This window comes from Chelativorans xinjiangensis, assembly GCF_009812055.1.
Classification (GTDB): Bacteria; Pseudomonadota; Alphaproteobacteria; order Rhizobiales; family Rhizobiaceae; genus Chelativorans; species Chelativorans xinjiangense.
This window is the reverse complement of record NZ_WQNH01000097.1, coordinates 1-6,388: the sequence shown is the minus strand read 5'-3', so window position 1 is coordinate 6,388 and position 6,388 is coordinate 1. Positions and strand designations below refer to the sequence as shown.

Genomic DNA, 6,388 nt, shown 5'->3' with positions numbered 1-6,388 from the left:
CCGAAAACCGCTTTCTCTTCATCTGTCCGTCCTTCAAACGTGGCCGGACGCTAATCCAAACTGGAGGAAATTACCCGTGGCAGGTCAAGGGTCGAGCGCGGCAAGGGCGGGCGGTATCGGAACGTCATGCTGTCGACCGATCTGCTTACCCTGCTGCGCCAGTGGTGGAAGGTCGGGCGCCAGCAGGGTGCAATGCATCGCGACGGCTGGCTGTTCCGGGGCAGCACGCGATGAAGCCTATCAGCACCCGTCAGCTTCATCGCATCGTCGTCGAGGCGGCACAGGCCGCGGACATTGCCAAGCGGGTCGGGCCGCACACGCTGCGTCACAGCTTCGCCACCCACCTTCTGGAGGACGGCGTCGACATACGGGTCATCCAGGTCCTGCTCGGGCACGCCAAGCTCGCCAATACGGCCCTTTACGCCAAAGTGGCGACCCGCACAGCGCGCACGGTGACGAGCCCGCTGGACAAGCTCGGCCTGTTCAAGGTGGGATAGATCTCGCCCGACGGCTGAGCCGTGCGCGCCTCGATCGAGGTCGCCGACATCTTCCGCATCGCGAGCCCTGCGTACCGCACCGCCCACGCTGGGCACCTGAGCCTCGCCCAGCTTAAGGTGATGTCGGCGATCGAACACTGCCGCACCGCAGCCCTTGGCGGTCACGTCGAGGCCTGCGAGGACTGCGGCCACTGGCGCATCGCCTACAACTCCTGCCGCAACCGGCATTGCCCGAAGTGCCAGGGCGCGGCCGCGCGCACGTGGCTTGCCGAGCGGGAAGCCGACCTGCTGCCGGTGGGCTACTTCCATGTTGTGTTCACGCTGCCGGCCGAGGTCGCCGACATCGCCTTCCACAACAAGGCGTTGGTTTACGGCCTGCTGTTCAAGACGGCATCGGAGACGATGCTGACTATCGCGGCCGATCGCAGGCATCTCGTCGCCAGGATCGGCATCACCGCCCTGGGGCTCGGCGCTAACCCACCATCCGCATGTGCACATGATCGTGCCGGGTGGTGGCATCTCGCTCGACGGGAAGCGCTGGGTATCGTCACGACCTGCCTTCCTGCTTCCGGTGAGGGTGCTCGGCAAGCTCTTCCGCCGGCTCTTCCTGACCCGGCTGATCGCGCTTTACGACGCCGGGCGGCTCGCCTTCTTCGGATCGATGGTGCACCTGGCCGAGCGACGGGCCTTCCTGCGCCACCTGGCGCTGGGGCGGAAGAAGCGCTGGGTCGTCTACGCCAAGCCGCCCTTCGCCGACCCCGAGGCAGTTCTGGCCTATCTGTCGCACTACACGCATCGGGTCGCGATCTCGAACCGCGGCCTCATCCGCTTCGACGCGAGCGGCGTCACCTTCCGCTACAAGGACTATCGCAGCGATGGTGCCGATCGCCAGCGCGCCATGACGCTCTCCGCCGACGAGTTCATCCGTCGCTTCCTGCTCCACGTGTTGCCGAAGGGCTTCCATCGCATCCGCCATTACGGCCTGCTCGCCGGCGGCTCCCGCAAGACGAGCCTCGCACTCGCCCGCACGCTGCTCGCGGCCGCGCCTCCCGCCACGAACGATCCGTCGGAGGAACCGGACGACTTCCGCCCGCCATGCCCGTGCTGCGGCGGACGCATGATCGTCATCGAGACCTTCGAACGATGGAGGCAGCCGCGCGGACCGCCGGACAAAACGGCGACGAACCGGGAGAACTCTCCATGACCCGGTATGGCATGGGTCCAGCCTTCAGCCGCAGGCACTCAGCCTCCGGCAACGAACCCACGCGCGTCCATGGTGATCGTCGATGCCGACAGGGCCGCGTCCGACCGCGTGCCGAACCGACAATACCACGCGGCCGGAAGACGAGGCGGTCCGTCCGCACCAGTCCACGCGCTTCCCGACGGCGGTCGCGCCGTCCCCGACACCAGCCCAAATCCGAAATCCCCATAGCCATCGTCTGCGGCCCGCGGGTTCGTTCCTCGGGGACTTTCGTACGCCTGCCGGCGCCCGAAACTCTTCACGTCAGCGGAACGGCAGCTTTTCGCGATATCATCCCGAAAGCTGCCGTCCGCTGTCGGCCCAAGAGCCGCCTTTGCGCAGAAGGACTAGAGAGCTCGCGGCAGGGTGCGCTTCTGCGCGGTTCGCGTTCGCGTACTGGTCACGTGAGAGCGCCTAACAATGCAGCCTTGCAGGGTGCCTGCGCACCCGCGCCAGTCTCTCGCCATGCCATCGGCGGGTCGTCCCGGCTCCAAGAAACTGTCACCCGTCCAATCCGTCTAACTGTTACCCTTTTATCCGGTCTGGACAGAGGTGACCTTACTCCGCTGCGTCGCGCTGAGCCTCGTCCGGCGCGTCGGGGTGGCCGGGGGCGGTTTCGCAGCCGAGGTCTGGGAAGGCGAGCACGCGGTGCCCATGAAAATCGGTGCAGGCGATAAGCAGGCCGCGCTCCTCGAAATAGGCGAGTAGGCGCCGCGCCCGGCGCGGCGAGTGGCTGCCATAGGCGCGGGCTAAAGCGGCGTCGGACGGGCAGGGATCCTTGTTGGTCGCAGCGCGGGCGACCATCAAAAATATGCCCTGAAGATCGTCGGGCAATGTTTCAGAGAGCGACAGCGCCATCGCCCAAGCTTCGCCACCGGAGCTTTCATCGACGCCGGCGCGGGCTATCGCCGGCCGCCGGCGGAAGGTGGAAAGCGGCAGCGGTTCGCCGGGCACGCGGCGGATGCGGCTGCGCACCAGAAAACCCTGATAGAGCACGGCGTCGGAGCGGAACGCCGCATCGGGGTCTTCGAGGATCTCGCGCAGCACCGCGTCGATGCCGGCATCGCGCTCAGCCTCGTCGATGACGGCGAAAGCCGGCTCGGCCGGTGGTTCCGGCGCTGGCCTGGGCCGCGACAGTTGCGTCAGAAGGTCGGCTGTCGGAATCGGTTTGGGTGGCGGTCTGCGCACCACCGAACAGGCTTCTTCGGGGCCGGGCGTGAGGATCAGGTCGCGGGCGTCCTCCGGCGCCTCAGGCAGCGGCATGAGTTTCGGGCTGGTCGAGCGCGCAGTGGTTTCGACAGGGCCGATGGTGATCGCCAACGGGCGGCGCGACAAAGCCGGGCCCAGTGCGATGAAGTTTCCGCGTTGAAGTTCGCGGAACATTTCGGCTTGGCGACGGTCCATTCCGAGCAGGTCGGCGGCGCGCCCCATGTCAATGTCCAGGAAGGTGCGGCCCATCAGGAAATTGGAGGCTTCCGCCGCGACGTTTTTCGCCAGCTTGGCTAAGCGCTGGGTGGCGATGACGCCGGCCAACCCGCGCTTGCGGCCGCGGCACATCAAATTGGTCATGGCGCCCAGCGAGAGCTTTCGCGCATTGTCCGAGACTTCGCCGGCAACGGCGGGCGCGAAAAGCTGCGCCTCGTCGACCACCACGAGCACAGGATACCAATGGTCGCGCTCGGCGTCGAACATGCCGCCGAGGAAGGCGGCTGCGGCGCGCATCTGCTGCTCGATGTCGAGCCCTTCGAGATTGAGCACGACGGAGACGCGGTGCTGGCGCACGCGGCCGGCGATGCGCGTGAGCTCCGCCTCGGAGCGGGCGGCGTCGACCACTTGGTGGCCGAATTTTTCCGCCAGCGTGACGAAATCGCCTTCGGGATCGACTATGCATTGCTGCACCCAGGGCGCGCTTTGTTCCAGCAGGCGGCGCAGCAGATGCGACTTGCCGGACCCGGAATTGCCCTGCACCAGCAGGCGGGTCGCGAGCAGCTCTTCCAGATCCAGATCCAGCTCCGCCACGGCGCCGCCGGCCGCGGCGCCCATGTCGATGTTGACTTTCATCCGGCACCCTTTCGAGCACCGTCCTTAGCATCCGCCGCCACGCAGCGCGAAGCATCGCCGCAGGGATTCCCACAGGCACGATGGCGCGGATGAAGGTTGCCGGTTTGACAACGCCATCGGTGTCATCGACCAAGATCAGGTCCATCAATCCGGCAGAACAAGGGTACGTTGATGGTTTCAACCGTGACCGGCAGTTGCCCGTGCGGTACCGTGAGCTTTCGGATTAACTCGGAAGCTTCCTCTGTCGACGTTCGCGCTGCCGGAAAGATACGGGATCAACCCAGCGGCCATCTATTTCGTCGAGGGCACTGCTCTATAAGAACTGAATATCTTCAATGCGGACCCGCTCCGCGGTAACCGCGCAAAGCGTGATTCATGGGAGCCTTCTTGATGGAGGCCGCCTTTGAGACGCTATGCATTGAGCAACGATCAATTTGCACGAATTGAACATTTTCTTCAGGCCGCCCCGGCCATGTCGGGCGCAACAGCGACAAGGGCAACCGGCTGTTCGTGGAGGCGGTCATCTGGAAGTTCCGCACCGGCGCGCCCTTCCCGAACGTTTTGGCGATTGGAAGAACACTCATAAACGATTTTCCCGATGGGCCGAAAGCGGCGTTTGGGAGAGTCTATTCAAGACCTTAGCGGACGATCCGGACAACGAGTACGCTATGATCGATGCAACCATCGTCAGAGCCCACCAGCACAGCGCCGGGGCTCAAAAAAAGGGATTCGAACGAAGCGATCGGCCGCTCGCGCGGAGGATTCCTGGATCGAGAAGGCCGCTCTCGGGATCGCGCATTGTTCGATCTTGCGAAGATCAAGATGGGCAGCTTGGTCGTCGGACCAGAGATTCGAACGCGTGCGATCGCAGCAAGAGACCGGATGGCCCGTTCAATTCGAACTGATGTCCGATATCTCGGCGTGGATATTGAAGATGCGCTTGCTCTTGCAGAGGGAACGGAGATCTGATGAAAGCAGCGGCCCCTCGGCTCCGCTGAGGGGCTGTCGTGGGTGGACCTTTGCCGTTCGGTCCGACAATTGGAATGAGCAGATACCGCCCGTTTCCGACGTTCGCGGTGGGCATCGAACAAGAATTTCGACGTGGATGTCACATTGGCGGATTCTGGATCGTCATGATGTCGGAACCAACAGAAGGAGACGAACCGTGACCGCCAGACTTGATCCCTTTGCCGCGGCCCCAGAGCTCATGAAGAAATGGACCGGCGCCGGGCTCGCCATCGCCGCCGCTTCGAGCCTCGAGCCGAGCCTCAACGAGCTCGTGAAGCTCCGCGCCTCCCAGATCAACGGCTGCGCCAACTGCATCAACATGCATGCAGCGGAAGCGCGCGAGAAAGGAGAGACCGAGCAGCGCATCTACCTGCTGTCGGCCTGGCGAGAGGCTCCTTGCTATACGGACCGAGAACGCGCCGCGCTCGGCTGGACCGAGGCGCTGATGCGGCTCTCCGAAGGACGACACGAGCATGAGGGCGCCTATGAAGCCCTGAAGACTCAGTTCACCGAGGAGGAGCAGGTCAAGCTGACATTGCTGATCAACGTCACCAGTGTGTGGAACCGCATCGCGGTTGGGTTCGGCGTGTTTGCCGATCTGGCCGCCATAAAGTCCATGCAGGCGAAGGCGGCTGCCTGATGACGGGCGTCAGCCACGAGGACGCAGCAGCCAGTTTCGACCCGCTGCGTCCGAAGCTCATGCGTGTTGCCTATCGCATGCTGGGCTCCGTGGCCGACGCCGAGGACATGGTGCAAGAGGCCTTCATCCGTTGGATGAAGGCCGACCGCAGCGAGGTGCGCGAGCCCGAGGCGTTTCTGCGCCGCACGGTCACGCGCCTCTGTCTCGATCAGCTCAAGTCGGCGCGGCGTCAGCGCGAGACCTATGTCGGCCCCTGGCTTCCCGATCCCGTCCTCGAAGAGGAGGAAGAGGAAGACGTCACCTTGCCGCTGATGCTTGCGCTGGAACGTCTTTCTCCGCTCGAGCGGGCGGCCTTCTTGCTGCACGATGTGTTCGGGCAGGGATTCGAGGAAGTCGCGGCCACCCTCGAGCGCGACCCGGCTGCCTGCCGACAGCTTGCCGCCCGGGCGCGCACCCATGTCCGCGAGGCGAGACCGCGCTTCCAGGTGGAGAAACAACGTGGCCTCGAGCTCGCCGAAGCTTTCTTCCACGCCTCGCGCAGCGGCGATATGAAAGCGCTTGGCGCGATGCTGGCGGCCGATGTCAGTGTTCACGCCGACGGCGGCGGCAAGCGTCCGGCGGCCATGGAGCCCATCGTCGGATTCGATGCCGTCATGAAGGTCCATGAACAGCTGGCGGCTCTTTTCCGGGAGAACGGCTCGAAACTTGTTCGTGCCGGTTTCGTCAACGGATTGCCCGGTTTCATCACGCTGGAGGCCGACGGCGAGCTTCAGACGACCGCGCTCGAAATCGAGGACGGAAAGGTCACCGCAATCTATGTGATGCGGAATCCCGACAAGCTGAGGCATTTGCACTAGGTGTTTAGTCCCGGCATTTGATAGATTGGATCGAGCCTGAAGCGTTCGGGCTCCTTTGTCCAGCATTTGCAGATGTATTCGTAGG

Annotated in this window: 4 protein-coding genes and 3 pseudogenes; 6 read left to right on the top strand and 1 reads right to left on the bottom strand. The window is 64.3% G+C overall.

What is annotated here, in order from left to right; genetic code table 11:
- Window positions 1-87: 87 nt before the first annotated feature.
- Window positions 88-497 (top strand): annotated as a pseudogene (locus GM910_RS26590) (tyrosine-type recombinase/integrase); the annotation flags it as partial.
- 21 nt (window positions 498-518) lie between these two features.
- A pseudogene (locus GM910_RS26585) lies at window positions 519-1,701 on the top strand (IS91 family transposase).
- Between the two features lie 594 nt (window positions 1,702-2,295).
- Here GM910_RS26585 and GM910_RS26580 read toward each other — a convergent pair.
- Entirely contained in the window at window positions 2,296-3,798 is a 1,503-nt protein-coding gene (locus tag GM910_RS26580) for a helicase HerA domain-containing protein (RefSeq protein WP_159593859.1), read from the bottom strand.
- 403 nt (window positions 3,799-4,201) lie between these two features.
- On the opposite strand from GM910_RS26580, the pseudogene GM910_RS27520 reads away from it, so the two are divergent.
- From GM910_RS27520 to GM910_RS26565, 4 genes and pseudogenes are all read left to right on the top strand, one after another.
- Window positions 4,202-4,560 (top strand): annotated as a pseudogene (locus tag GM910_RS27520) (IS5 family transposase); the annotation flags it as partial.
- A gap of 36 nt (window positions 4,561-4,596) precedes the next feature.
- Window positions 4,597-4,767, top strand: coding sequence for a hypothetical protein (locus GM910_RS26575; RefSeq protein ID WP_246226393.1), 171 nt, complete (start codon window positions 4,597-4,599; stop codon window positions 4,765-4,767).
- 196 nt (window positions 4,768-4,963) lie between these two features.
- Complete coding sequence (locus GM910_RS26570; RefSeq protein WP_159593861.1) at window positions 4,964-5,446, top strand: carboxymuconolactone decarboxylase family protein; 483 nt, start codon at window positions 4,964-4,966, stop codon at window positions 5,444-5,446.
- Window positions 5,446-6,303 carry a sigma-70 family RNA polymerase sigma factor gene (locus GM910_RS26565; protein WP_159593857.1) on the top strand — a complete coding sequence of 286 codons (858 nt, stop codon included), beginning with the start codon at window positions 5,446-5,448 and terminating at the stop codon, window positions 6,301-6,303. The genes GM910_RS26570 and GM910_RS26565 overlap by 1 nt, the downstream gene beginning before the upstream one ends.
- Window positions 6,304-6,388 lie beyond the last annotated feature (85 nt).